Source organism: Salirhabdus sp. Marseille-P4669, from assembly GCF_900240405.1.
Lineage (GTDB): Bacteria > Bacillota > Bacilli > Bacillales > Alkalibacillaceae > OEQK01.
On the sequence record NZ_OEQK01000001.1, the window covers coordinates 291963 to 318556 of the forward strand.

Here is a 26594-nt window from a genome sequence, read left to right on the forward strand (position 1 = left end):
ACTACGTTAAAAAGAGCCCGGGCTAAGAATTTGGGCTCTTTTCTATATGTAAAGATTTTCGATAATCCAGTAGTGTTAAAACAAATACGACTAAAAATAGGGTACTAGACAATTTAAACAATGTTGCTGTTTCTGTGTATTTATAAATAAAACTCAACACAATAGCGCTTAATCCAATCCCTAAGTCAATTGATGAATAAAACATGCCATTCGCAATTCCACTTCGCTCCACAGTTGTTTTCGATACGACCCAGGCTTGAAACGCTGGCATCATCGACCCGTAGCCTAATCCAAATACCCCTCCAGAAATTGCAATCATGACATTAGATTCAGCATAAACAAGCATCCACATTCCCAAAAATGCAAGTAACGAGCAGGTTAAAATTAGCGGCCAAGGTCCTTTTTGATCAAACCATTTCCCTGTCAATGGGCGTATTATCGTAGCCATTAACGCATTAAACAAGTAAAAGAGAAAAATCCCCTCTAATGCACGCTCTTCAGCAAAAATGACTATGAATGTCACAATTGATCCATAAGCAAACGTATTACAGAAGGTGACGATAATTGGAAATCTACAATTCTTATCATATAAGGAATTAAGGAAAGAGAATGTAGGTTTTTCCTGTTGCATTTCTTCTACACTTTTCGGCGTTGAAAAGGTGGTGACAGAAAACAGTAACACGGCAATAATTCCTAAAAACACGGATACCGTTATCATAGTTTGAAAGGAGTAGGTTTGAAAGAGAAAAATTCCTAAACTTGGTGCCACAACCATGCCGATCGTCATGGCCAAGCCGAAATAACCCATTCCTTCCCCAATACGATTTCTTGGAACAAGATCTACTGCTGCAGTCCCATTAACGGTTGTCGACCAACCCCATGCCAGACCATGAATAAATCGCATAAGAAGAAATAAAACAATTACTTGAGACAATGGATATAAAATAGTTATGGCTAATAAAAGAACCGAACCAGTAACAACGAGTCCCTTCCGCTTTTTAACCTCTAACAAGTGTCCTAAATAAGGTCGACTTAAAATTGCCCCAATCGAGAAAAGTGCAGTCACCAAACCGATTTGCGTTTCCGTTCCGCCTAAATCCTTCATGTATGGCGGTAAAGTTGGGATTAACATTTGAAAGCTCATAAACGTAAACAGGTTTCCTACTATTAAAAGTATAAATGGTAAAGTCCATAATTTTTCATTCTGTTCCATTGCATCCGTCCTTTGCAAATTACGTGATAGCATTATAAACTTTCTTAAAAACATATGACATTGACTAGTAGCATTATCCATTCTACAATAAATGTTGTAAAATTCAAACTATTATAAGTGGGAATGAACGTACGACACAGATACCCGATGAAGTGGAATGTACGTTTTAGGGGAATCATTTACATATATTCGGAAACTTCAAGGGCTAGGGAAGCAAAGGGAATTATTTGCAGCGATTGGGAAAGCCAGAAGAGCCTTTGAAAACGAACCAGTTTAAAATAGAAAGAATGGGGGGAGAAAACTTGGAGCCTATCTTGAGAGAAATACCAACAATGCTAACAACAGAGCGATTAATGCTACGAGCCCCTATGCAAAAACGAATCGATAGGCATTCACCCATTTTGGGTATTCTGCATACGTTGTGATGTAGGTACATTAAAAATGAGGTGATCATTTGGCTCCGAAAATACTAAATTATTATGCTGGTGGAAATACAGCACGTGGTTTTCATGACTTATTTTCATCTACATTGGAACGATTAGATCGTATTTTTATTTTAAAGGGTGGACCTGGAACGGGAAAGTCTACACTTATGAAGAAAATAGGAGAAAAATGGGGCGAAAAGTATGACATCGAATACATTCATTGTTCAGCAGATTATGGCTCTATTGATGGGGTTATTATTCCTTCCTTGAGTGTAGGTGTGGTGGATGGTACAGCTCCCCATGTAATTGAGCCAAAGTATCCTGGTATTGTAGAAGAGTATGTGAATCTTGGGGAATCCTGGGATTCCGAAAAATTACAAGATCATAAAGGGGAAGTGGTCCGACTAAAAGCGGCAATTAAAGACTGCTATGATGAAGCGTATAAGCTTTTTAAGGAAGCTTTATACATTCATGATGAGTGGGAGAACATTTACATTAGTAACTTAAATACGACAAAAGCAAATAAACTAACAAGTAATTTAATCCAGGATTTCTTTGGCCATTTATCCTTAAATAAGAAGGCAAGTGTAACCCACCGCTTTTTAGGTGCGGCAACACCAGATGGTGCTAAGGACTTTATCCCAAATCTAACAGAAGATATAGCGAAACGTTATTTTATAAAAGGGAGACCAGGTACTGGAAAATCAACGATGCTTAAGAAAATGGCAAAGGCTGCGGAGGAAAAGGGGATTGATGTGGAACAATATCATTGTGGTTTTGATCCAAATAGCTTAGATATGCTAATCTTCCGCGAATTGAGTCTTGCCATTTTTGATAGTACAGCACCTCATGAGCATTTCCCATCGCGTGCTGGAGACGAAGTAATTGATATGTATGAGGAAATCGTTGAACCAGGAACAGACGAAAAGTATGCAGATGAAATTGAACAATTTCAAACCGCTTACTCTGAAAAAATGAAGGAAGCAATTAGCAAGCTTAAAAAGAGTCATTCATTAAGAATGGAATTAGAGTCCCATTACATCGACGCAGTAGACTTTACCAAAGTTGAACAAAAACAAGCAGAAATAGAAGAAGAAATCGCAAGACTTGAGCGCTAGATTGGTGCCTGTCACTCCCCGAATTTTGTCAAAATTCGTCGAGTGACAGGCACAAAAAAAGGGTGATGGATATGCAAATAATAAAAATGAAACGTATTTATGAAGATGCAGAACCCTCTGATGGAAAAAGGATTTTAGTTGACCGGCTATGGCCACGGGGGATTTCAAAGGAGCGAGCCAATTTAGATCTCTGGCTAAAGGACATTGCACCAAGCTCAGAACTTCGAAAGTCCTTTCAGCATAAGCCGGAAAAATTTAAAATGTTTAAGGAAGCGTATCGAAAAGAACTTAGGGAGCATCCAGAGAAAATTGCTGCAGTTGAGGAGTTGCTTCTTTTCCTAAAGCATGAGAACATAACTTTGTTATATGGTGCAAAGGATGAAATACATAACCATGCAGTCGTCTTAAAACATTATTTGACTAAAGATTGTTAAGGAGTGAAGAAAATGGCATTACATACATTTCGTTTAAAAGCAGACTGGCCAGGAGGTCGAAACAATGTCGGCTACATTGATGCTGGCCAACTAAAAACGAAAATATCCATTCCAAAAGAAATGGATGGACCAGGTGTAGGCACGAATCCAGATGAAATGTTGCTTGGAGCAGCGGCAACCTGTTATGTGATCACGCTAGCGGCAATGATTGAACGAGCAAATTTACCACTTCAGCAAATGGACCATGAGTCAGAGGGTCTAGTAGATGTTACAAATGGTGTATTTACATATAAAAAAATCATTCATAAACCTAGATTAAGCTTGAAGCCTGGTGCCACACAGGCCCAATTAGATACATTAAAACAACTTACAGAAAAAGCAGAAACAAGCTGTATGATATCTAGAGCCATACAGGGAAATGTCGAGTTAGAGCTGCAAGCGAAGGTTTATATAGGGGAATAACGCTTTGAGATTTACTTCAAAATGGGGTAAATCTCTTTTTTATGAGAAGTTTTGTGTAAAGTTGAAAAATAACATATTGTCATCTCTATAATCCTTATTATGCATTTTTAATTCAAAAGCTTGACGTCCATCATCAACCCTAGTATAGTATTAATCCGTAGTAAACGAATCGGAATTATAAAATATAAATTTAATAGTTTACGAGCGAACAACAGGGAGGGAACTTATCATGTCAACAATGACCTATGTAATGTTAAATATAGCTATCATTGCTATTATTGTTGGTTTATTAATTTATATGCAGAAAAAACACGTTTCATTTAGTAAACGCGTTTTTACTGGTTTGGTTTTAGGGATTGCTTTAGGAGGCTTTTTACAATTTGCCTATGGCTCCGGTTCAGAAGTAGTGACCCAAACTTCTGAATGGTACAACATTTTAGGGCGTGGATATGTACGTCTATTGATGATGATTGTTATACCTTTAGTTATGGTATCGATCATTAAAGCAATTATTAATATGGAAAGATCCGCTGACCTTGGTAAGATGTCTGTATGGATCATTGGATTCTTACTAGGTACTGCAATGATTGCTGCATTAGTTGGTATTGGCTCTGCATTATTATTTGATTTGAATGCGGAAGATATTGAAGTAGGTCAAGCTGAAGAAGAACGTGGATTATACATGGAGGAAAGACTATCTAGCATTGAAGATATGTCTACGCCTCAAAAAATCTTAGAATTCATTCCGTCTAATCCATTTGAAGATATGACTGGAGCTCGTGCTACATCTACGATTGCGGTCGTTATTTTCTCGGCATTCGTTGGGGTTGCTGTTCTTGGGGTTAGAAGAAAAAATCCTGAGCAAGCCGAAGTTTTCACGAAAGGTATTAATGCCATTTACACAATTGTTATGCGAATTGTAACATTAGTTCTTCGCCTAACGCCATTTGGGATTTTAGGGTTAATGGCAAATACGGTTGCACAAACGGATGTTGCGGGTATTTTAGAGCTTGGTAAGTTTGTGCTTGCATCTTATGTTGCGTTAATCGCAATGTTTATCATTCATCTAATTCTTGTAGCAATTTTTGGTTTAAATCCATTTATTTATTTGAAAAAGGTATTGCCAGTAATCGGATTTGCCTTCACTTCTCGTTCAAGTGCAGGTACCATTCCATTGAATGTTCAAGTGCAGAAGAATAATTTAGGGGTACATGAAGGGGTAGCGAATATGTCTGCATCCTTTGGGGCGACGATTGGGCAAAATGGATGTGCTGCGATTTATCCAGCAATGCTAGCAGTAATGATTGCGCCATCTCAAGGGATCAATCCGTTAGACCCTGGATTTATTATTACATTAATTGCCATAATTGTAATTAGCTCATTTGGTGTTGCTGGTGTTGGTGGTGGAGCAACATTTGCTGCCTTACTCGTATTATCAGCAATGAACTTACCAGTAGCCCTTGCAGGTTTACTTATTACGGTAGAACCACTAATTGATATGGGGCGTACTGCATTAAACGTAAACGATTCAATGGTGTCTGGAACGTTATCTTCAAGAGTACTGAAGAAGTTAAACTTAAAGAAATACAACGATAAGTCAGCTACAGAAGTAGATTTATCCGAATCCTTATAAAGAATGATAAGAAATACGCCTAGAGAATGATTTCCTAGTCGTATTTCTTTTTTATACTTAAAGTGTAATATTTTGGTTTCTATCTCTTTTTGTGGAATAATGGAGTGGAATATTAGAAAATGGGGGGAAATTGAAATGAAACCGAGTGCAGAATTGTTGAGAAGCTATGCGAGGCTAGCTATTCAAACAGGTGTTAATCTCCAAAAAGGTCAATCCTTAATCATCAACTCACCTATTGAGGGTGCTGAATTTGTTCACTATTTAGTAGAAGAAGCCTATCTTGCTGGTGGTGAAAATATTCAGGTTGAGTGGGGCGACGAAATTGTTGCTAGACTTCGTTATGAAAAAGAACCAATGCACGTATTGGAAAGCTTCCCTGATTGGCGAGTTCAAAAGATGAACGAACATGTAGAAAATGGTGGGGCAGTATTATCTGTCTATGCCCAAAATCCTGAATTGCTAAAAGGAATCGATCCGAAGCGTCCTGCTGCAGCAAGTAAAGCAGCTGGTGAGGCTCTAGAAAAATATCGTTCCTATATGATGAACGACCGGGTGCAATGGTCCATCGTATCGATCCCTACAGAAGGATGGGTGAAGAAGGTATTCCCTGATTTGGACGTAGAAGCTGGTGTAGCGAAACTTTGGGATGAAATTTTTAAAATTGTCCGTGTAGACGGTGGAGACCCAATTGCAGCTTGGAAGGAACATAATGAAACATTACGAAAAGCACGGGAAGTATTAAATAAAAAGCAATATCAAAAGTTAGTATATAAAGCACCAGGTACAGATTTAGAAATTGAACTAATTGAAAATCATATTTGGCATGGAGGTTCTGCGGTAGCGGAAACGGGTGCGGAATTCAACCCAAATATTCCAACCGAAGAAGTGTTTACAATGCCATATCGAGATGGTGTAAATGGAACGGTTCGAAGCACGAAGCCATTGAACTATCACGGAAATCTAATTCATAACTTTAGCTTAACCTTTAAAGATGGTAAGGTTGTTGATTTTGAAGCGGAAGAAGGATATGAAACGTTAGAGCAGCTCTTAAATACAGATGAAGGCTCTCGTTTCTTAGGTGAGGTTGCCCTTGTGCCTCATACTTCACCGGTATCGCAATCGAATGTTATTTTTTATAATACGCTATTTGATGAAAATGCATCCTGTCACCTGGCATTAGGAGAAGCGTATCCAACGAATGTGGAAGGCGGCTCTAAAATGTCTAAGGACGAATTAAAAGCAGCGGGTGTGAACACAAGTATTAATCACGAAGACTTTATGATTGGATCAGCAGAGTTAGATATCGATGGTGTGACGAAGGATGGTAAAGTAGAGCCGATTTTCCGTAAAGGGAATTGGGCCATTGACTTAGGATAAACAAAAAAGCTGCCGGAGGGCAGCTTTTTTTACGTATGCTAGCAGTAATTCGATTGCGGAGTTTCGGTTTTTGTTGGGTTGTTCATCATAATCATTCAAAACCTGGCTTTTATTCTACATAATCAAGACTTAATCCTACAAAATCGTACAAGAAATCGGCAAAATTAGGAGTTTATTCCTAAAATAATACGTGGGCGATGAGCACGATAATAGGTAAAGCAATTATTGTACGCAAAAGGAAAATGAAGAACAATTGCCGGATGTTTACGGCGATTTTTGAGCCAAGTAGTAAGCCGCCAACTTCAGACATGTAAATGAGCTGGGTAACCGATAAACAAGCAATAATAAACCTTGTCATGTCACTTGCAACCGATTCAATTAAAATAGCAGGTAAAAACATATCTGCGAAGCCAATTAAAATGGTCTCCGATGCAGCGGTCGCTTCTGGAATGTTTAACAACTCTAATAAAGGGATAAATGGTACACCTAACCAACTGAAAAATGGCGTGTATTCCGCAATGACTAATGCAACAGTACCGATTGCCATTACAATGGGCGCCACTCCAAGCCACATGTCCAGCACGTTTTGGACACCATCTCGTAAAAATAGATGAAATCCACCACTTTTAGAAGCTCGCTCCACCGCTTTTTTATAGCCGAACGTTAAAGAAGACTGGCCTTTTGGAATGTCCTCTTCCATATGATTGTTTTCATTTTCCACATAATACGTATCAGCAATTTTCGATAAAGGTGGTATTCTCGGCATAATAAAAGCTAATATAATTCCTGTTAGCAAAACAGTTAAATAAAACGGGATAAACATCGTTTCTAAATGAACTTCACTAATAACTACGAGTGAAAAGGTAATGGAAACGACTGAAAAGGTTGTTCCGATTACAGCAGCCTCACGCTTCGTATAAAATCCTTGCTCATACTGTTTGCTTGTAAGTAAAACGCCGATTGTTCCGTCACCTAACCAGGAAGCAACATTGTCTACTGAAGAACGCCCAGGTAACGTAAAGAGAGGACGCATAATTTTATTTAAAAGAATTCCAAAAAGCTCTAATAACCCAAAATCTAACAGTAAGGATAAAAGCAAACCTGCAAATAAAAAGACAGCAAATAGGACATGTAGCAAATCTCCTAACAGTAATCCTCCTGTGGCCTCTGAATAAACGGCCTCAGGACCTATTTGAAAATACGTGCAAATTGCAAATATGGCACCAAGAAGTCGGATTATTGTCCACATCCAGGTAATGTTAAACAAACGATTTAGGAATGGGTGCTTCTTAGGATACTCCTCGTTTGCTAGTAGCTTTATAATTACTGTCATGATACCAGTAAATGTAATGATAATGGTCATAATGAGGGTGAGGTAATCACTTAAGGTATCTTGTAACCATCCAGATAATATTGCAACTGGAATGGTAACCTCACCATTGTATGGAATAGGGAGCATAAAGAACCCAATTCCTAATAAGGAAGGTATCCAAAATTTTAGATGATCCTTAGCTGTAAATGTCATTTGAACTATTCCTTTCTTCCATACCTAATGTTAGGGTAAACAAATTTTTCATAATGTACTCATTGGGAATATTTATAAGTATGAGTGCATATTTATAAAACTCTCAAGTGATTATTAAAACATAAAAAAAGAGGATATGTAAGATACATACCCTCTTTTAGAAAATTTAATTTATTTATTCTTACCTTTTCCGTTGTTTTCTTTGAGAATCACTTCGTACTCAAATTCAACAGAATCTAAGATATCCTGTGGAGCAGCATAATACGTATGCATATAGTTGTTTCCGTTCTTGAACAACTGGCGAAGCTGTAGGGCATCTTGTTCTGTAACATTAAATGGATCTACGTGTATCACTTTGTATTTTCCATTCTTTTCGTTAATAAATGTTACACCATACTCAACATACTCTTTTAATACTTCTCCAATTGATTGCAATCCGTCTAGACTAGAGCCATCATAGAGAACATCGCCATTAATTGCAATGTTATCGACAAACCATCCGGAATTGTTTGAAGCCCAATCTGTTAAGTAGCGGAAGGAAACGAGTACTTCTTGACCAGCGTATTGGCTTAAGTCAAAAGTTTCTGTTTGCCATCCATCATATGTGCCTGTGAATCCTGGGACATTTTCTTTGATTTTTGGATAGCCTTGTTCTACTACATCGGAACGTGTATTTTCATTTTCAAGTGATGTCCAAGTTTCTCCACCATCTGTAGATACTTGTACCATACCGAAATCCCACTGTTCTTCGATATCAACATAGTTATCGAATGTTAATGTAGCCTCTGATAAGTTCGTTAAGTCAGCCTCAAAAATCATTGTGTTATCTGCTTCGTCACCTTGGTTGCCCCAGTATACCTGGTTGTCAGAGCCTAATGGGTCGGCTACTGTTTGCCACTTTGTACCGAAGAAATCAACACCATCAAATTTAATTGTATCGATTTTGCCATCGAATTCGAGCTTCTTAAAGTCGCCACCCCAAGCAGGGACACCTTCTTTTTCGTATACTTTTGCTTCTTCAAATTTAACCGTTTCCCCACGTGGTGTGCCGTCCTCGTTTAAAATGTCATTGCGGAGGTCGATATTTTCAAATCCGTAAATTCCACCTTTTCTACCTGATTTATCATCAATCAGCAGAGCTGTGGAAAACTGTTTATAAACATCTTGGAAATCCATGTTGATTCCATTGTTTTCGAGAGCTTCATTGACACTATCAATACTATTAGTAGGGTTTAAAGCAATTTCTCGAATGAATTCTTGACCGAATTGTTCATAATTGTAAAGCATGAACAGCTGAACCAATGCATAATCTGCAATGGTTTCTGGGCCAGTTTCAGCGCTATAGTGCTCATCCCAGGCAGTTAATGAATTTTCAGGGTGATCTAATAAAAACTTGATGGAACCAGTGTCTAGACCATATCCACCTAAGAACTCAGAGAAGGTAGACATCCCTTCATTTACCCAAGTGGTTTCATCGCTATCATTGTCATCATGAATTAAGTGTTGTAATTCATGGATAGTAGTACCATAAAACGTATTTTCTAAACGCTCTTCCCAATTGTTTGTATCAATTGTAATAATGTTACGATCCATATACATTTCTAATGTAGACCAGTAAAATCCAGCTACAAAGAATGGGTATGTAGGGTCTTGATAGTTTTCATCTTGAATATTATCAACAAGCATTACAATTTTGTCGCCATCGCCTTCGTAGTAATCATCTGGTAATCCAACTAGTCCAGGTACTACTGCATTACTACCATCATGGCTATCTGGCATTCCGAAAAATTCTGTATCTGTTGGATAAATGTTTTCATCAAATTCCTTAGCTAGCTTATCTACTTGTTCCTGAGTAACCACATGTGCCTCACGTGGGTCACCTTCAGGGAAGGATAGGTCGTCCGCTACCCAGATTTCTACATGCTCACCCACACTACGAAGTGTAAACTCTTTAAATGCTAGGTTACGATCTAAGAAAAGCTTTGTTCCGCCATCATAAGTGAAATGGCCATCTGAACTATCTGCTTCAGCACCTTCTGCCTCGTTGAAGTTAATTTCATCTGCCTGCTCCTTAATCTTCTCTAGAGCTGCCTTCTGAAATTCTTCATCTTCAGCAAGCTTATTCAAATAGCCGTCAATATCCACTCGATCCGTATACTGCTTCGTATCAAAGTCTGCCCACTTTGATACCTCTGGTGAACTGACAGCTGCTGTTGCAGGCGTAACTAATCCAACAGTTAGCGCCCCAATGGATAATAAAGAGAAAAGTTTCTTTTTCATCCGTTAACCTCCCTATAATATTTTAAATTAAAACTATTACTCTACTATGATTTCATATTTTTCGGAATATTCGAATAGGTAAATGCATTTATCTTTTCGACTGCTCTCTCGCACAAAATAGGTATATAGTCCTGTTTCACTTACATTTTTTCATGCTTTCTTACTAGCTTCGATATAAAATGTATAGTCCTATTCAAATAGATTACAGTTTATTCCAAAATATTCTAAAAATTATATCAACAAATGACAGAATTACGTGTATAATGTAAATGGATTGGTATTTTTGTAAGGGGGAAAAGCATGAATACCATTTATACGTATGAAGCTCTTATTGAGGAATTCGAGTGCAAGCTGAAACGAAAGCTAAATAAGAGCGAAATGAATTTCCTAAACTGGTTATCAGACCAGTACCTTGAAGGAAATCAGTGGAAAAGAACGGGCAAATTCTAGCACACTGATTTTATAAGGTAGCCACCTTGTTTATAAGGTGGTTTTTTTGTGTTTTACAAACGATGAAATTAGGACTTGAAGCAGGTTTTGTAAAGAGGTGATAAGTCTAGTTCTGGCGCCCTTTATTTTACCTGTACAAGGTCTTCCTATGCATAGTTATCCTTTATTTTCACAAGATAAGAGGAGATTAAGAAGAGAAAGGATATGAGCTATGGATTGGCTGGCAGTTGTACCATTTGCGGTTGTGATCCTTATGGCTGTGTGGACGAAGGAAGTGATACCTAGCCTATTTTTAGGTGTGATTGCAGCGGGTTTTCTTTCAGAGCTACATTGGCTAGATGGATTAACAGCTACTTTGCGATACATCATCGAAGGATTAACAGATCCAAATAACTTAAAAATCATTATCTTTTTATATTTATTTTCAGCACTTGTATCCCTTATCAAGATGGCTGGGGGTATTAAAGGCTTTGTTCGTGTCGCATCCTCAAAAGTAAAAACGAAAAAAAGTGCAATTTTCCTTACTTGGATATCGGCAGTTGGTACTTTTGCAGCACCAAGCTTTCGGATTGTAACCATTGCTCCTGTCATGAAGGCGTTACGTAAAAAGGTGAGTATGACGAAGGAGGAGCTTGGATTTATTATTGAAACGACTGCTTCTCCTCTTATTGTCCTTATTCCAATTGCTACAGCCTTTGTTGGGTATATGACTTCTGTCATTGAGCTGTCTATCCATCAGGCAAATATCGAAGGAGATGCGTACAGTCTTTATATTCGTAGTATACCTTTTAATTTTTTCGCCTTTGCTATGCTTGCAACTGGCATTTACTTTGCCTTTTTTCATAACGCGAAAAAACCTCCAAGGGTGACCGATGAAGCGGAAAAGGATGAAGAGTGGGTGGATTGTCATCCAGTAGTAGCGAAAGACCTGCCAGAGCGTCCTATTTTTCTGATTTTGCCATTGATTAGTATTATTTTCTTTACCTTTTTCTTTATGTATGTGCTTGGACTCGGTAGTGGTACAAGGGGATTGGAGATTTTTTTAGAGGCAAATGTCTTGGATGCGATGGTATTTGGTTTATTAATCACAATGGTGTGGTTAGTTTTAGTGCTACTTCGAGAATTTAAGCTTAAAACCATGATGACCTTTTTAGTTGATGGTGGGAACGAAATGATGGGGGTAATTGTTTTATTAACGTTAGTTTGGGCTTTAAGTAAAGGTTCCGAGGCAATGCATTTTGCGGATATCATTTCTTCCTCCTTATCGTGGATCCCTCCATCCTTAGTTGCGGGGCTCGTGTTTTTGGTTGGATGTGCTTTATCGTATTTTATCGGATCCTCTTGGGGTACGTGGGGGATATTAATGCCAGTGGGTGTTTCGATTGCACAAGTATCTGGTGTGGATTTGGCGTTTGTAATTGGTGCGGTGTTTGCAAGTGGTACCTTTGGGGCATTTGCTTCCCCGTTAAGCGATGATACGAATACAACAGCAGGTATTTTAGACCTCAATCCAATGCAATATGCAAAGTTTAAACTGAAACCATCTATCATAGCAGCCGCAATAGCAGGTGTTTTGTTTTTCGCTTTGCCATTATTTATTTGGTAAAGGTATGCCAGTGGGAATATACCCCACTGGCTTTTTATGTAATTTTTTAACCAAATGCAGAATATAGTAAAGATATAAAACTATGAAAAATACAATAAAACTATTTACAAAATCGTAAAACATTGTATAATAATAAAACATATTGTATTTTTATGCATAACAAGGGGGACATAATAAATGAAAAAACGACTTATTTTACTTTTCGCAATTGCGATGACGGCATTAGTAGCTTGTGGTAGTGATGATGCATCAGGAGATGGTGATAGTGATGCGAAAGAACTAAAGGTTGTAACAGATGCAGCATTTGCTCCTTTTGAATATTTAGAGGGGGAAGAGGTTGTTGGATTTGATGCAGATTTAGGTAAAGCAGTATTAGAGGAAGCTGGATATACCATGAACTTTGAGCATGTTGGCTGGGAAAACATGCTATTACAAACCGAGCAGGGAGAAGCTGACTTAGCAATCGCTGGCATTTCCATTACGGATGATCGTAAAAAAACATACGATTTTTCCAATCCGTATTTTGTATCGACACAAATGATTTTAGTACCAGAAGACTCTGAGGTTACGAGTGTTGAAGATTTGAAGGATAAGACGGTAGGGGTACAAATCTCGACAACAGGAGACAATGAAGCATCTCGTATTTTTGGAGAAAATTCAAGCCAAATCAAAAAATATGAACAAGTACCTTTAGCAATTATGGCGATGCAATCTGGTGATGTGGATGCGGTCATTGTAGATAATGTTGTGGCACAGGAATATATGAAGACGAATCCGGATGCTGGAGTAAAGGGTGTGTACGATGAGGATTCCTTTGAAGTCGAATATTATGGCTTTATGTTCCCTAAAGACAGCAAGCTTGCAGGCGAATTAAACGAGGCTTTGCAAGAAGTAATGGACAATGGGACGTATTCCGAAATTTATAAGGAATGGTTTGGTCAAGAGCCAGATTTAGCTCAATTACAATAAAGAGTAGAAAAAAGTGAAAAGGAACACCTGCAAGTTCTTTCGTTGGGAGGATTCAAAATGGATTTTAGTATCATCGTAGAATATTTACCTTTCTTTTTAAAAGGAACAATGGTAACCCTAGGGATATCGTTTATGGGAATTCTCATTGGAGTACTTGTAGGTCTTTTTATCGCTTTGGGCAAAATGTCACCAAGCAGGATTGTCCGATTACCATTTACGATTTATATAAACATTATTAGGGGAACCCCAACATTGGTTCAGATTTTTCTCATTCATTTTGCTGTACTGCCTGCTATATATGAGGATCGTACTGCAATTCTTTCCGCTATTGTGACACTAAGTATTAATTCATCCGCATATGTTGCGGAAATCTTTCGGGCAGGTATTGAATCCATTCATAATGGACAAATGGAGGCTGCTCGCTCGTTAGGAATGACAAAGGTACAAGCGATGCGCTTCATTATTATCCCTCAGGCAACGAGAAGGGTAATTCCGCCACTTGGTAATGAGTTTATTACGTTAATTAAAGAATCTTCCTTAGCGGCAATGATTGCTGCAGAAGAACTCTTTTACTGGGGAAAAGCAGCTGTTGGGAAATACTACGCTGTATGGGAGCCGTATTTAACGGTAGCATTAATCTATCTTGTTATTGTTCTGGGTATGACGTACCTTCTCCAAATAGTAGAGAAGAAATGGGTCAATGTTTAAAAGGGTGGCTGGCTATCAATATAGCTAGCCCTTTTTTATGGGAAAAAGAGGGTCGTTACAATTTAATAGATTAGAATGGGGCACAAATTAATGATATACTAATCATTGAATTTGTATGAAAGGGGCTCTCCTATATGCCTGTCTCTGATCAAAAGGTTTTAATGAAGATGATGAAGGAGCTACAGCAAGCGATTGAAAATGTCCATGATGCCGGTAAAATGAAGGGGCATGTTCACTCTGTTCGCATGTTAGCTGATTTACTAATAGATGAGGAATCAACAACGGATGAGTCCGTCGTATTAACAACATTGAAGCAAAGTCCGGCAGTGGAAAATCCATCTACATACAAAAGGGAAGAACAACAAAAAGGTGCGATAGACCATGAAGGGGCAAATGGTTCCTCTATATTTGACTTCTAAACAATAAATAAAGGGAGAGGGGTATAATGAAATTTTTTTTACTAGCAGCAATTGTAAATGGTTTTCTCTCTGTTGCTTTAGGCGCTTTTGGAGCCCATGGACTAGAAGGTAGATTAACAGAAAAAATGTTGAATACATGGGAAAAAGCGGTTACGTACCAAATGTTTCATACCGTCGCATTACTTGCTACAAGCTTTATTGCGATGAAAGCAAATGTATCTCTAAATGGAGCGGGATGGTTTTTCTTAATTGGTATCGTGTTATTCTCTGGAAGTTTATATATGTATTCCACTACAGGAATCAAGCTGTTTGCAATGATCACACCTCTTGGTGGAGTCGCGTTTCTAATTGGCTGGATTCTTTTAGGTGTTGCAGTACTAAAAAACGTTTAAAAGTATAAAAAAGTAGCTAGAAAAAATACGAGAATGGCCCTTAGTATTTCGATTACGAAAGCATTGCGATTATGTCGATAGTAATATGCAAGGCCTGCACAAACAAAGCTTGCGGTTAATGCATAAAAAGCGAATAGAATTAAAAATGTATACTGATCCAACCATATGGCTAGTATGCCAATAATAGCGCTAGCACCCATTAATTTATAATGTAAATCGAATAACTTGTTGGATTGGTACAATGGGCTCATCCACCTTTCCTATAAAAAATAAATAATGCTTTAAAAAGGAGTATCCTAAAGGTACAAAGGATACTCCTTTTCTTGTTAAAGGCTTTACCTTTTTCTTATGCAAATGGATATTCGTAATTTAATTCTTCGTCAAACGTAATGTAGTCCAGGTAAACCATAAGTAGTAAATACCTTCTACCAGTTTGTGGGTCGCTTAATACAATATGATCTCTTCCTGCTGCTTCAACAATTCCTTTAAATACTTTTGCGTTCCACTCGCTATTATTTTCGAAGGTCATGTAAACAGTAGCCATTTTGCCTCTGTTTAAACGTAGAATATTTTCAATATACGATTCTTCTTGGAATGGTTGGCCCCCTACTTGCCCAGGGAATCCACCGCCACTAGGTACTTGTGGTGGCATCATTCCACCTTGAGTTGGCATCATTCCCATACCAGGCATTTGCCCCCCTTGCATTGGCATCATTCCCATACCAGGCATCTGTCCCCCTTGCATTGGCATACCTGCACCACCTGGGGCAAAACCACCTTGAGGAAAGCCACCTTGAGGCCCACCAGGAAAGCCTGTTTGTTGCCCTTGTTGTAGGGGTGCTGCTGGATAATCAAAGTATGGATTTTCTCCCGTATCAAACGACGGAACTCCATAAGAACCTAAATTTTTCTCGTTTTTACTCATGAATGACATTCTCCTTTCTATTAATAAACATTTGGACACTCAGATTGTGTTGGAGCATAAAAACAATGAGATTTAAACCTACCCGTATTCCATTGCCCAAACCATTGAGCCGGGCAGCTTCCCTGTGGCATAAAAAACCATAGAGAGTTCGTTGCAGGATGCTCTCTTCGACCATTTAATACTTTAAGTGCCAAATCTAGATCCTTCGAACGTGCTCTTTGATAGAAATAGCCTTTCTGTGTAGCTTCAAATCCACCTGGTGATTGAAAAACCATATCTCGAACGGTGCGTAAAGATTTAAAATCTAGGCAGTCAGACAGAACACGGTTAACACCTGTGTTCCCTACCATTAACATACCTAATTGTCCGTCTCCCTCAGCCTCTGCTCGCATTAATCGTGCTAACAGCTTCTGATCCTGAGCCGTAAATGGAATGACAGCCAAACAAAATCACCTCACTTTATGACACTACACAGCAGTCTATGTTTTTCGTTGGGTGATTGTTCCATTTTTTTGATAATTAATCTCTGTAAAATGTATATGTATGGAATGCTCAAATATGAGGATTAAAAGCTTATGAAATGTTGATATTATTGGGGCGGGCATGGTTCGATTTTAGAGGAGCAGGTGCGTGATTACTATATAAGTTGAGTGTTTCGGGCGACGTGATGCTAGTATGGAATTATTTAGCTACAATGATGGGCTTGTAATACTGAAGCTTACCTTTTTAGGTTTAGCCGGGCCGAAATTCAGAGGGGAAAACCGGAAATAATTTTAAATATTCGCCATTCAAAGGGAAATATTCTTAAGAATCGTAATGTTACGCGTCTGTTTGAACGATTTACTCTTCTAAATCGTATATACGCGTCTAAATTGGCTTTTTATTCTTTAATCAGTGGAAATACGCGCCGTGTTCTACAATTTACTCGCCAAGTGCAACAATTTCGCCAAGTGCGCCAATTTCGCGAAGTGCACCTATCCCGCCAAGTGCGCCAGTTTCGAGAAGTGCACCGATCCCGCCAAGCGCACTAATCTCACCAAAAGAAAATCCAAACCTGTACACACTCCTTTCAAGAAGAATGCGGTAAACAGATTTGGATTTAGAGACCAAATATTATAATTTTAGTATTTCAGGTACTTGCTCCATCGTTACACGTTGACCTACATAGAAGGAACCGAACTCAGCGAAGCGTGCACTTACTTCATCAAAACGCATTTCGTATACGAGCTTTTTAAATTGTAATACGTCATGTGCGTAAAGTGTCACACCCCATTCCCAATCGTCAAAACCTATGGAACCAGTAATGATCTGACGGACCTTACCAGCATATTTACGACCAGTCATGCCGTGCTCCATCATTAATTTACCACGTTCCTCTTTCGAAGCGCTGTACCAGTTATCTTGTCCTTCACGACGCTTGTCCATAGGATAGAAGCACACATGCTCCCACTTAGGTAAAACAGGCTTTAAGCGAGCTTGAAGTTCTGGATCTGTTTCTGGGTCTTTTCCTTTTGCAAGGTAATTTGAGAGCTCCACAACAGATACATAGGAATATGTAGGTACTAAAAACTCAGCGAATGTTGACTTATTAAATTCTGTTTCAACTCTATTTAATTCTTCCATCGTAGGGCGTAAGTGGATAAATAAGAAATCTGCCTTTTGACCAACAATGGAGTAAACACCAAAGCTACCCTCGCGGCCCTTTTCGATTTGTTCCCAGTTTGTATATAAATTCTGCAACTCTTGTAATGCTGTTTGACGTTGGTCCTCTGATGCTGCCTTCCAGGATGTCCAGTCAATACTTCTAAAATCATGAAGACAATACCAACCATCTAAAGTTTCTACTGCCTCAGCCATCTATATCGCTCCTTTATATCGTGCTATTATTTTATGCAATTAAACTATATCATAAGTAAAGTCCATTTTTAAAAGAGAAGAATGACAATTTTGTTGCGATTTTGCAGTTTGGATGGTTCTATGGTTAGCTTATCCCATAACGGGCATATTAAAAAGTAAATTGGCACGAATCTGTAAGAACAAATAGCTTTTAACTATTACAGATTTCATATAATATATATAACAGATAAGCAATAGGAGGAATGTTTAAATGAGTGACTTGTTTTCGACCTTAAAAGAAAAATTACATAATGAACATAAAAGAATTGTATTCCCTGAGGCGATGGATGAAAGAATCCTAAAAGCTGCTGGAAGACTAGCAAAAGAAAGTCAAGTAAAACCTGTACTAATTGGTAATGAGGAAAAAATAAAACAGAAAGCTACAGCTGTGGAAACAACGATCATAGGCTGCGACATTATCGACCCAGACAACTATGAAAAGTTTGAAGAAATGGTAAATCGCTTTGTAGAGAGAAGAAAAGGGAAGGCAACTAAAGAAGATGCTGAAAAGCTTTTAAAGGATGAGAACTACTTCGGGACGATGCTTGTCTATATGAATGAAGCAGATGGACTAGTAAGTGGTGCAGCTCATTCAACAGCGGATACGGTACGACCAGCATTACAAATTATTAAAACAAAAGAAGGCATTAAGAAAACATCGGGTGTCTTTATAATGGTACGTGAGGATGAAAAATACGTATTTGCCGATTGCGCAATAAATATTGCCCCAACGAGTGAGGATTTAGCAGAAATTGCAGTGGAAAGTGCCGAAACAGCTCATTTATTTGGAATTGAACCGCGGGTAGCGATGCTAAGCTTTTCGACAAAAGGTTCAGCAAAGTCCCCAGAAACGGAAAAGGTAGAAAAGGCAATTGCGCTTGCAAAAGAAAAGAATGGTGCATTAGTAATTGATGGGGAGTTTCAGTTTGATGCAGCGTTTGTACCGTCTGTAGCACAAAAGAAAGCTCCGGATTCACCTATTCAAGGGGATGCGAACATATTTATTTTTCCGAGCCTAGAAGCAGGCAATATTGGCTATAAAATTGCACAACGATTAGGAAACTTTGAAGCAGTTGGTCCCATCTTGCAAGGGTTAAATAGACCAGTGAATGACCTATCTAGAGGTTGTAATGAAGAGGATGTATATAAGCTAGCATTAATTACTGCAGCACAGTCGTTATAATAAGAATGGGCTTTCTTTTTTTAAAAGAAGCCCATTTATTTTATTCGGATCTTTTTTCAATCGTTGCAAAAGCCTTCTCATTACGATCCACCATTTGGTTTAATCGTTTTTCATACCATTCAATTTCTTGATCGTGTAAGGCTTCGTAGGATACTTGCCTTGAAAATTCCGTTAATCTTTGAATGATATCCTTACAAACCTCTTCCACAGTAATCGGGCGATCAAATAGTTCTTGTAACGATGCCATTGTATTTGGTTGAATGGTTGGGTAATCGAAGGAATGACTTTCTCCTTGTAACGCGATGTCGTAAAATGTGCGTACGAGTGCTGCCCTTTCCGCACCACTTCCAGTTACGCAAATATAAATTTGCACAGCCGTCCCATTTTTCACTCTTCGCTGGGAGATGCCTGCAAATTTTCTGCCGCCAATGCTTAAATCATAATCTCCTGGACAATAAGAGCCTACAACTTCAAATGCTTCAATCGATTTACCTTCCTTTTCGAAAAGCGCTTGAATGAAGGAGACCATTGCCTCGTAGCCGGCGTGTATGCTTAATTTTTTGGCTTCTGGGAACACGAAGGATAGATTTAACACGCCTTCATCTAATACAACAGCAAGTCCACCAGAATTACGGACTACAACTTGAAATCCTTCCTTTTCTAAATAGGACACCCCATCATGTAAATAGGGAAGACGGCTATCTGGAATGCCTAAGACAATTGTTTTATCATGGACCCATAGTCTAGCGGTCTGAGGAGAGTATTGCTCACTTACAGATAAACAGAGAGCATCATCTGTTGCGAAGGATTTCATCGCGGACAAGTGAGTCTCTTTCGATTGGTCGATAATACGTATATGTTCAACATGTAATAAGGCATGTGGATTTGTCATGATATGCTCCTTCATTTTGAAAATAGTTCGGTATTAGTATATCAAATTATATGGTGGGTTATGGGGGTGGAATGTTTGGGAGGGCATTCTATGTCTGGATGTGGGGATGTCTTGGGTGGTGGAGTAAAATCCTGGGGATGAGGATTTCGGGGGGGGGGAGGGTAAGTATCCGTTAATAGAGCGTGATAATTCAACAAAATATGAAGGGAATTCGACAATAAGGCGTGAGGATTCAACAAAATATGCATGGAATTCAACAATAAATGAGTTAAATTCCACGATGGAGCGTAATAATTCCACAATAAAACATATTAATTCTCCAACTAAGCACAAAAATCCCTCATTAAACAACTCTAATCCGGGACTTTTGCCTCATTTTAAAAATATTCGTACTTTTCTTCTGTGGTAAAATACGGCAATAGCTTGCTTTCAAAAATGGTTAGGGGAGTTTTTGAAAAAATCAAGGTGTTATTTTTAAAAATTATTATATATAATAGATAAACAATGGATGAATTTGTTCTTTATTGTTGAAAATTGTAACAATAAAGTGGACGTGTATTTTGAAATGGAAAGGTCGTACAAAAATGGCTTATCGCAACGAACAGTTAAGTGAAGAGAAAGTATTTAAAGATCCAGTTCACCGTTATGTTCATGTGCGTGATCGAGTGATTTGGGATTTAATAGGGACACCTGAGTTTCAACGGTTAAGGCGAATCAAACAACTTGGTACGTCTTTTTTTACGTTTCATGGAGCGGAGCATAGCCGTTTTAATCATTCACTAGGTGTTTATGAGATTGTGAGAAGAATTATCGATAACTTTAGAGGGAATAAGGATTGGAACGATGAAGAGAGGTTGCTTTGCTTAGCGGCAGGCCTCCTACACGATTTAGGTCACGGGCCATTTTCCCATTCCTTTGAAAAAGTGTTTGACTTGGACCACGAAGACTACACACAAGCTATTATTTTAGGGGATACATCTATTAATAAAATATTGGAAAAGGTAGAGCCGGGCTTTTCGCAAAAAGTAGCGGATGTGATTGCGAAGACGTATCCGAACAAACTAGTAGTTAGTTTAATTTCGAGCCAAATTGATGCCGATCGTATGGATTATTTGCAGCGAGATGCGTATTATACGGGCGTTAGCTATGGGCATTTCGATATGGAGCGCTTGCTTCGAGTTATGCGTCCAATGGATGAGCAGGTCGTCGTTAAGGCGAGTGGGATGCATGCTGTAGAGGATTATATTATGAGTCGTTACCAAATGTACTGGCAAGTGTATTTTCATCCGGTAACGAGAAGCTCAGAGGTCATTTTAACCAAAATACTACATCGAGCAAGACATCTATACAAAAGCAATTATGCATTCCATCTAGAACCAATACATTTCAAGTCTTTCTTTGATGATAATCCGAGCTTAGAAGACTACTTAAAGCTGGACGAGTCTGTCGTAAACTACTATTTCCAAATATGGAAGGACGAGAAGGATCCCGTTTTAAGTGATTTATGCAATCGTTTTGTGAATCGTCACTTGTTTAAATATATTGAATTCAACCCAAATCAACAGATTGGTGAGTACATGGAGCTGCACAGTCTGTTTGTAAAAGCGGGTATAGATCCAGATTACTATTTAGAAGTCGATTCATCTTCTGATCTACCTTATGACTTTTATCGTCCGGGAGAAGAAGAGGAACGACTGCCGATATACTTGCAAATGAAAAATGGGGATCTAAAGGAGCTCTCCCGTCAATCTGAAATTGTAGAGGCTATTTCAGGTAAGAAGCGGACAGATCATAAGCTTTATTATCCTTCTGATTTTATTGAAGCTTTAGACGATACAGATCCTACGAAAAAACGTATTTTAGAAATTTTGAGAGGTTAGGAGTTGAGCACTTTTGTTAAAGGAACATGCAAAATTAATAACGTTTTTTTCCCAATGTGAACAAATTATTGGGAGAAAAAGATTACAAAAGATGATCTATATTTTGAAAAAGTGTAACATCCCATTTAACGAGCGATACCAATTTCATTTTTATGGTCCTTATTCAGAAGAACTAACACTTCAGGTTGAAGAACTCGTTAATCTTGGATTTTTGAATGAGGAAAAAGAGAAAAAAAGCAGCTATTATCAATACCTTTATTCCCTAACAGAGGAAGGAGAAAAGTTCCTTCAGCATTTTGATATGGACATGCCTAATTTGAGTAAACATATTGAAAAAATGAATGGCGTAAGCTCTCGATTCCTAGAGTTAGTATCTACGATGATGTATTTTGACCACCTACCTAAGGAAGAGGTAGAGGAAAAAGTATTAATCGTAAAAAAGAAGCAAAACTATACAGAGGATGAGCTGGTAGAGGCTTGGGAATTTATTCGTGAAATGAAGCATTTGCACTAATACTTTTTAAATATACTACATCGGCAATCAGTTGAAACAGATTGTCGATTTTATTTTTGTTAAAAATTATTCCAATATTGCGATAAATCTGGTATGTTATCAATACCAAGAAATGGATTTTTGTGACTTTAACATGAGGCCAAAGAGCTATTGTTAAGATAGGAGTACCTATATGAAAATAGTTAAACTAATGTTTTATTATTTACTTGGAGTACTTGGAATTTTAGGTGTTAGTATAGCACCACAAGTATTTGCGACAACTGGAATTTTTGATGTCGTGAGCTATGGGAAGGCGTTCGGTCAATTTGTTGTGGAATTTTTTAGTCCAGATGCTTGGGTGTATGTCTACGGTAATCCACCACACGAATTTCCGATAATCGATGTGGTCTGGGATCCGTTTGTCTATTCCATGCAGATTTTACTAAGTGCATTAATCGTTGGGTTTTTACTTGCCTTTCTATTTGCGTTTCTTGCCAACTTTTTGCCAAAGGTTATGTTCAATCAAGTGAAACGGCTGGTAAACATATTAGAGTCTATTCCTGATTTATTTATTGCTATGTCACTGCAGCTCCTTACATTAGCGATTTTTGATGCAACCGGAATTATAATCTTCCATGTTGCCACCTATGATGAAAAAGCTTATCTAGCTCCAATCATAACCTTAGCTATTCTACCAATGGTATCGTTATTCAAAATTTTACTCCTCATGATTGAGGAAGAGCTACTAAAAGATTATGTAGTGTTGGCCAAAAGTAAAGGGATGAAGAAATTTTATATTTTGTCCCGTCACGTTTTGAAGAATATCCTACCGAATACGTTCTATCATTCTAAAGTAATTGTTTGGGGTGCATTGTCTAGTCAGTTTGTTATTGAGCGTGTATTTAATGTCCGGGGATTATCAGATATATTAATTGGGGATTTTAGGCCAATTACTATTGCGGTAGCACTTATCCTTGTCTTCACACCTTTCTTTTTGTTTTACCAGTTTGTTGATTTCATGATTAAAGAAGATCGAATGATTAGCCAGCCGCTCCTATTTAAAGGCAAAAGAGATAGATGGTTTACTGGTCTAAAGATACGACCACGCTTCAAGAAAATGAGCCTGCCAACTATAAATAAACCTCATCCTTTGCGGGCCCTCCTTAGTGGGATTAAGGGATTTGTCGTACATATGAAAAATTGGAAGTTTGCTGTAGGTTTCTTATTCTTTATTGTGGTTATTTCGTATAGTAGTTTCTATTCTATGTTAACCAATAATCATATCGATCAAGTGCGACTCCATTATGCGGAGGATGGGATAACATTACTCAGTACCCCAGCCCATCCACCTGGTGAGCCGTTTTTACTAGGATCTGATCAATTGGGTTTTAGTTTGTGGGATCAAATTGTAGTAGGTGCAAAATTCACACTTATTTTTGCTATCATCATAGCACTTCTAAGAGTAGTCATAGGCTTTGTGTTTGGAATTGTTTATGCATATTATTGTAAGCCAAGATTCCAAAAGGGTTTGGAAAAAGTAATCGATTCGATTCACTTTCTTCCGTTGAGTGTCATCGCTTATTTATTGTTAACACCGATTGTAATGCCAACAGCAATGGGGTTTACCTACACGTTTAATGAACGGATATTACTAGAGATAATCATTCTCACATTTCTTGTTGTGCCACTAACATCTATTTTGATTGGAAAGGAAATAAAACAGGTGATGCAACAGGAGTTTATTGCTAGTGCTCATATTTTAGGTGGAAGCAAGCTTCATATTTTACGAAAGCATATCTTTCCTCATATTGGCCCAAGGTTAACCATTTTCTTTGGGCAGCAGTTCATTCAAGTACTGTTAATTTTCATTCATTTAGGTGTGTTTGACTTCTTTTTTGGTGGAACCTTTATTAAGCCTGGTGATCCACCAAGATCGATTACACACGAATGGTCTGGTTTGATTGGAAATACTAAAAATGAATTGAGAGGAGATTTTTGGATTGTTCTTTGGGTGTTATTGGCATTTATGATCTCCATCTTTGCAATGCAGTTGATCATTCAAGGAGTAAAAGAAGTGCAGCAAGAAAAAGTTGGGGTGCTTTACAATAAGAGAAGGTTGCGTCGTAATAAGAACGACGAATGGAAACAGGAGGAAAGCGTTACAAGAGAGCAAGTTACATTTACGAGGGTCTACACAGATCGGGAAACCTTTGAGGAAAAACTCTAGATAAAATCGGAACAAGGAGGTGGACTCTATGAAACTAGTAAACGTAATATTCTTTTATTTGCTGGGTGTTTTGGGGATCTTAAGCATTAGTATCGCACCACAAGCATTTGCAACGAATGGAATATTTGACGTCCTCAGTTATTTCAAAGCTTTAGGTGCATTTATTATAGAATTTTTTAACCCGAATGCATGGGTCTATATCCATGGGAATCCACCGAAGGAGTTCCCTTTGTTAGATGTTGTTTGGGAGCCGTTTGTCTATTCGATGCAAATTTTATTAAGTGCTTTATTGCTAGGATTTGCACTTGCTTTTGTTTTTGCTTTTTTATCAAGCTTTTTGCCGAAGTTTCTTTTCCGTTTCGTGAAGCGGATTTTGAATATATTAGAGTCGATTCCGGACTTATTTATCGCCATGCTACTGCAGTTGTTAACGCTATACATTTTGGAAACAACAGGTGTGAAATTATTTAATGTCGCGACATATTCCGATGAAAAAGCCTATTTAGGGCCGATTTTGACTCTATCTATATTGCCGATGGTTTCGCTGTTTAAGATATTACTATTAATGATAGAGGAAGAGTTTTTAAAGGATTATGTTGTGCTAGCGAAAAGCAAAGGGATAAAAAAGTTTCGTATTCTTTGGCGTCACATCATAAAAAATATTACACCAAATACTTTTTATCACTCCAAGGTTATTTTATGGGGTGCGCTCTCGAGTCAGTTTATTATAGAGAGAGTATTTAATGTGCGTGGTTTAGCCGATTTGATTATTAGTGATTTTCGTCCAATGACCATTGCAATCTCGCTGCTTTTTATTTTCACACCATTTTTCATCTTTTACCAGGTTGTTGATTGGTTCCTAAAAGAGGACATAACAGTTAGTAAGCCTATAACAAATAAGGTGAAAAGACAAAGTACCATACCATTAAGGATGCGAATAAAAAATAGGCTTAAAGATTTAACATTACCTAGAATTCGCCTTTGGAATCCTTTTCGTTCTATCTATAGAGGATGTGAAATCTTTTTCGAGCATATGAAAAATTGGAAGTTTGCGCTAGGATTTTTGTTCTTTGTTGTATTTATTGCATATAGTCTATTTTATTCTATTTCAACAGACGAGCGTATTGACCAAGTATTGCTTCATTATGGCGATGATGGTACTACATTGCTCAGTGCACCACCTCACCCACCAGGAGATCCGTTTCTACTTGGGTCAGACCGACTAGGATTTAGTATGTGGGATCAGATTGTAGTTGGAGCAAAATACACACTGGTATTTGCTTTAGTTATTGCGTTATTAAGAATTTTTGTTGGGTTTCTATTCGGGACTTTTTATGCGTTTTACTTAAAACCAGCTTCTCAAAAGTGGCTAGAAAAGTTCGTGGATTCCATTCACTTTTTACCATTAAGTGTTATTGCGTATTTGTTACTTGTGCCAATTTTGACACCTTCAATGGAGGGTTTCTCCTATAGTTTAACGGAAAGGATAGGCTTGGAGATTCTTATTTTAACTTTTGTAGTAGTTCCATTAACGTCCATACTTATTGGAAATGAAATGAAACAGACTTTAAATCAAGAGTTTATTGCGGGTGCTAGAATCTTAGGTGGAAGTAAGTTTCATATATTAAAAAAGCACGTTCTACCGCATATTGGGGCAAGATTAACTATTTTATTAGGTCAACAATTTATTCAGGTACTCCTTATTTTTATCCATTTAGGTGTATTTCAGTTATTCTTTGGCGGAACTTTTCTTGGCTTTGATCCTTTTCAGCCAGATCCTCCCCGTTCTATTTCCTATGAATGGTCTGGAATAATTGGGAATGCGAAAAATGATTTGCGTGGACACTATTGGATTGTTCTGTGGGTATTACTGGCATTTGTTTTTGCAATATTTGCCATGCAGTTAATCATTCAAGGGGTTAAAGAGATACAGCAAGAAAAGGTCGGGGTATTATATAAAACGAAAAGAATGCGGAAAAACAAAAAGGCTAGGAATGAGCAAAATGTAACCATGAAGCCAAGTAAATCAGATTTTGTGAGAGTGTATTCCAATGAAACAAACCGAAGCTTGGATAGATAACCATTAG

At 38.0% G+C, this 26594-nt stretch carries 25 protein-coding genes; 16 read left to right on the forward strand and 9 right to left on the reverse strand.

Annotated features, from left to right (window positions below; translation table 11 throughout):
- Window positions 1–22: 22 nt before the first annotated feature.
- Window positions 23–1213, reverse strand: coding sequence for an MFS transporter (locus tag C1A05_RS01320; RefSeq protein ID WP_234998244.1), 1191 nt, complete (start codon window positions 1211–1213; stop codon window positions 23–25).
- A 454-nt stretch (window positions 1214–1667) separates the two neighbouring features.
- Between C1A05_RS01320 and C1A05_RS01325 the strand changes: the two genes are divergently transcribed.
- The 5 genes from C1A05_RS01325 (at window position 1668) to C1A05_RS01345 (ending at window position 6662) form a co-directional block, all read left to right on the forward strand.
- Window positions 1668–2756 carry a PRK06851 family protein gene (locus C1A05_RS01325; RefSeq protein ID WP_102026368.1) on the forward strand — a complete coding sequence of 363 codons (1089 nt, stop codon included), beginning with the start codon at window positions 1668–1670 and terminating at the stop codon, window positions 2754–2756.
- 71 nt (window positions 2757–2827) lie between these two features.
- Window positions 2828–3190 carry a DUF488 domain-containing protein gene (locus C1A05_RS01330; protein WP_102026369.1) on the forward strand — a complete coding sequence of 121 codons (363 nt, stop codon included), beginning with the start codon at window positions 2828–2830 and terminating at the stop codon, window positions 3188–3190.
- A gap of 12 nt (window positions 3191–3202) precedes the next feature.
- Window positions 3203–3652 (forward strand): OsmC family protein, encoded by a 450-nt coding sequence (locus tag C1A05_RS01335; RefSeq protein WP_102026370.1) that lies wholly within the window; start codon window positions 3203–3205, stop codon window positions 3650–3652.
- A 229-nt stretch (window positions 3653–3881) separates the two neighbouring features.
- A complete protein-coding gene (locus tag C1A05_RS01340) occupies window positions 3882–5285 on the forward strand; it encodes an L-cystine transporter (protein ID WP_102026371.1) in 1404 nt (467 codons plus the stop codon).
- A 135-nt stretch (window positions 5286–5420) separates the two neighbouring features.
- Window positions 5421–6662, forward strand: coding sequence for an aminopeptidase (locus tag C1A05_RS01345; protein WP_102026372.1), 1242 nt, complete (start codon window positions 5421–5423; stop codon window positions 6660–6662).
- A gap of 178 nt (window positions 6663–6840) precedes the next feature.
- Here the strand turns inward: C1A05_RS01345 and C1A05_RS01350 are convergent, their stop codons facing one another.
- Both C1A05_RS01350 and C1A05_RS01355 read right to left on the reverse strand, forming a co-directional pair.
- Complete coding sequence (locus C1A05_RS01350; protein WP_102026373.1) at window positions 6841–8187, reverse strand: YjiH family protein; 1347 nt, start codon at window positions 8185–8187, stop codon at window positions 6841–6843.
- Window positions 8188–8358: 171 nt separating this feature from the next.
- The gene (locus C1A05_RS01355) at window positions 8359–10467 is read right to left on the reverse strand and encodes an immune inhibitor A domain-containing protein (RefSeq protein ID WP_102026374.1); all 2109 of its coding nucleotides are present in this window, start codon (window positions 10465–10467) and stop codon (window positions 8359–8361) included.
- Window positions 10468–10767: 300 nt separating this feature from the next.
- Between C1A05_RS01355 and C1A05_RS17915 the strand changes: the two genes are divergently transcribed.
- The 6 genes from C1A05_RS17915 to C1A05_RS01380 all read left to right on the forward strand — a co-directional run bounded on the left by C1A05_RS17915 (window position 10768) and on the right by C1A05_RS01380 (window position 15011).
- A complete protein-coding gene (locus tag C1A05_RS17915) occupies window positions 10768–10917 on the forward strand; it encodes a hypothetical protein (protein WP_159461956.1) in 150 nt (49 codons plus the stop codon).
- A 211-nt stretch (window positions 10918–11128) separates the two neighbouring features.
- Entirely contained in the window at window positions 11129–12523 is a 1395-nt protein-coding gene (locus C1A05_RS01360; protein ID WP_102026375.1) for a Na+/H+ antiporter NhaC family protein, read from the forward strand.
- 177 nt (window positions 12524–12700) lie between these two features.
- The gene (locus C1A05_RS01365) at window positions 12701–13492 is read left to right on the forward strand and encodes a basic amino acid ABC transporter substrate-binding protein (protein WP_102026376.1); all 792 of its coding nucleotides are present in this window, start codon (window positions 12701–12703) and stop codon (window positions 13490–13492) included.
- A gap of 57 nt (window positions 13493–13549) precedes the next feature.
- The gene (locus C1A05_RS01370) at window positions 13550–14200 is read left to right on the forward strand and encodes an amino acid ABC transporter permease (protein ID WP_102026377.1); all 651 of its coding nucleotides are present in this window, start codon (window positions 13550–13552) and stop codon (window positions 14198–14200) included.
- Window positions 14201–14334: 134 nt separating this feature from the next.
- Window positions 14335–14619 (forward strand): YwdI family protein, encoded by a 285-nt coding sequence (locus C1A05_RS01375; protein ID WP_102026378.1) that lies wholly within the window; start codon window positions 14335–14337, stop codon window positions 14617–14619.
- A 26-nt stretch (window positions 14620–14645) separates the two neighbouring features.
- Window positions 14646–15011, forward strand: a complete 366-nt coding sequence (locus tag C1A05_RS01380; RefSeq protein ID WP_102026379.1) for a DUF423 domain-containing protein — start codon at window positions 14646–14648, stop codon at window positions 15009–15011.
- Here C1A05_RS01380 and C1A05_RS01385 read toward each other — a convergent pair.
- The 5 genes from C1A05_RS01385 to hemQ form a co-directional block, all read right to left on the reverse strand.
- Window positions 15008–15253, reverse strand: coding sequence for a hypothetical protein (locus C1A05_RS01385; protein WP_102026380.1), 246 nt, complete (start codon window positions 15251–15253; stop codon window positions 15008–15010). The genes C1A05_RS01380 and C1A05_RS01385 overlap by 4 nt on opposite strands.
- Window positions 15254–15357: 104 nt before the next feature.
- Window positions 15358–15762 carry a spore coat protein GerQ gene (gerQ, locus tag C1A05_RS01390; protein ID WP_102026707.1) on the reverse strand — a complete coding sequence of 135 codons (405 nt, stop codon included), beginning with the start codon at window positions 15760–15762 and terminating at the stop codon, window positions 15358–15360.
- A 194-nt stretch (window positions 15763–15956) separates the two neighbouring features.
- On the reverse strand, window positions 15957–16379 hold the full coding sequence (locus tag C1A05_RS01395) for a cell wall hydrolase (protein ID WP_102026381.1): 423 nt from the start codon (window positions 16377–16379) through the stop codon (window positions 15957–15959).
- Between the two features lie 478 nt (window positions 16380–16857).
- Window positions 16858–16998 (reverse strand): hypothetical protein, encoded by a 141-nt coding sequence (locus C1A05_RS17920; protein ID WP_159461957.1) that lies wholly within the window; start codon window positions 16996–16998, stop codon window positions 16858–16860.
- 51 nt (window positions 16999–17049) lie between these two features.
- Entirely contained in the window at window positions 17050–17793 is a 744-nt protein-coding gene (hemQ, locus tag C1A05_RS01400; RefSeq protein ID WP_102026382.1) for a hydrogen peroxide-dependent heme synthase, read from the reverse strand.
- Between the two features lie 250 nt (window positions 17794–18043).
- On the opposite strand from hemQ, the gene pta reads away from it, so the two are divergent.
- Entirely contained in the window at window positions 18044–19015 is a 972-nt protein-coding gene (pta, locus tag C1A05_RS01405) for a phosphate acetyltransferase (RefSeq protein ID WP_102026383.1), read from the forward strand.
- 40 nt (window positions 19016–19055) lie between these two features.
- On the opposite strand, the gene C1A05_RS01410 is transcribed toward pta, so the two are convergent.
- Complete coding sequence (locus C1A05_RS01410) at window positions 19056–19910, reverse strand: lipoate--protein ligase family protein (RefSeq protein WP_373419456.1); 855 nt, start codon at window positions 19908–19910, stop codon at window positions 19056–19058.
- A gap of 581 nt (window positions 19911–20491) precedes the next feature.
- Between C1A05_RS01410 and C1A05_RS01415 the strand changes: the two genes are divergently transcribed.
- From C1A05_RS01415 to C1A05_RS01430, 4 genes are all read left to right on the forward strand, one after another.
- The gene (locus C1A05_RS01415; RefSeq protein ID WP_102026708.1) at window positions 20492–21787 is read left to right on the forward strand and encodes an HD domain-containing protein; all 1296 of its coding nucleotides are present in this window, start codon (window positions 20492–20494) and stop codon (window positions 21785–21787) included.
- 13 nt (window positions 21788–21800) lie between these two features.
- Window positions 21801–22301, forward strand: a complete 501-nt coding sequence (locus C1A05_RS01420) for a YwgA family protein (RefSeq protein WP_102026385.1) — start codon at window positions 21801–21803, stop codon at window positions 22299–22301.
- A 172-nt stretch (window positions 22302–22473) separates the two neighbouring features.
- Window positions 22474–24507 carry an ABC transporter permease subunit gene (locus C1A05_RS01425; protein ID WP_102026386.1) on the forward strand — a complete coding sequence of 678 codons (2034 nt, stop codon included), beginning with the start codon at window positions 22474–22476 and terminating at the stop codon, window positions 24505–24507.
- A gap of 28 nt (window positions 24508–24535) precedes the next feature.
- Window positions 24536–26587: an ABC transporter permease subunit gene (locus tag C1A05_RS01430; RefSeq protein ID WP_102026387.1), complete on the forward strand. Its 2052-nt coding sequence runs from the start codon at window positions 24536–24538 to the stop codon at window positions 26585–26587.
- Window positions 26588–26594: the final 7 nt, after the last annotated feature.